This window comes from Pseudoalteromonas sp. SR45-5, assembly GCF_014163565.1.
In the GTDB taxonomy this organism is placed as follows: Bacteria; Pseudomonadota; Gammaproteobacteria; order Enterobacterales; family Alteromonadaceae; genus Pseudoalteromonas; species Pseudoalteromonas distincta.
Map to the genome: position 1 here is coordinate 1 of NZ_JACJDN010000811.1, position 1,500 is coordinate 1,500.

1 pseudogene is annotated in these 1,500 nt (G+C 33.5%); it reads left to right on the forward strand.

Annotated elements, in window-relative coordinates:
- Window positions 1-156: 156 nt before the first annotated feature.
- Window positions 157-1,500, forward strand: a pseudogene (locus H5072_RS19270) (hypothetical protein); the annotation flags it as partial.

The window sequence follows — 1,500 nt, forward strand, 5'->3', positions numbered from 1 at the left end:
AAATTACGCTAGAACTAGGCAAAAGTTTTTATATCTAGTTGTTCTAAATAAAAAACTTTTAACGACGTTATAGTGCAATTTAATTCGTTAAATTGATCAAAGATTTATGCAGGTTGGTATTAGTATAGCTAAAAGCACAAAGCATTTAAGGATAGTATGTTTAAGCGAATTGGTTTAATTGTTGGAGCTGTATTACTAAGTACCTTACTGCTTGGTTATGTATTTCGCTTGCCTTTATTACAGTGGGTTATAGCGCCTGAGCTCGAAAAAGCGGGTGTCACATTAAACTGCCTTGATTTTTCAATCACGTCTAGCTTAAATATTCATGCTGATAAAGTGTGTTTAAATTATCAAAATCAACAATTACAACTTACTGGTATTACTGCAAATACAAAGCGTGTAGATATTGAAAATGCAGTGCTAACAGTTAATCCACTCCCTAAAAGTGTTAATGCTAATCAGCTTGCTAAAAATCTCGATTTAGCACTTCCCTTAAATCGCCCATTAATCAATATTAAACAGCTTGTAGTAAAAAGTGATGAGCTCAATAAGCCACTTAAAATAAGCATATTAGAACCCGAATTAAATAAATTTAATGTCTCAGGTGATATAAACGCAAGTGCAATTTTGACTGCTAATAAAGTAAGGGGTCAGTTTGAAATTAATGACACTTTTTTAAAGCACGTTATAAACACTAAAAATACATTAATAGCAGATTTTAACTTTAATACTCAGCAAGCATTTAGCTTTGATGGTATAGAACTTGAGTTAAATGGCGATATTAGCTCCCAGTTTGCTCACACGTATGAGCAGTGCAAAGTTAACGTATTAACCACTGGTAAATTGGCGACGCGTTTTAATTTAAATAGCCAAGCGTTAATGTTTAATACCGATTTGCTTAATAACAAAATTAATTTAACACCAAGCTGTACTGAGTTAATTCCACCAAGTGAATATGCAGGCTTTATTAGCAAACAAGTTCCTTTAAATTGGCAACTTAAACTCCCTCAATCAATTAGCTTAGAGGCTAGTGGGTTGAGGGTACCTGCAATTAATTTGGTAAGCATGGGCGATAAGCAATTTGATATTTTAATAACAGATACAACACTAAATATTACATCTCCATTTGAAGACTTACAGTCAACTTTGTCAGCTCAAATAAATACACCCGATATAAATAATATTAACGTTAATGCTCAGTTATCTGGCGCTGCAATTATAGGCGATTACGCCGTTGTGCTTGAAAATTTACCTGAGTTTGCACCTGCAACAGCGAATGGGCTTCGCCTTAGTGGTCACTTTAATATAAGTGAGTTTATAGACTTAAAACCCATTGGGCTTATAAATGCTAAATTAACGCTTAATAGTGTAGATGCGTTTGATATAAGTGCAGTGCAATACCAAGGTGATTTAACTGCAAAAATGGATAAACAGTTAAACACAGAAGTAACGTTAACGCAGCAATTAAAAAGCGCAGAATATAAAGAATTTAAAGTCACA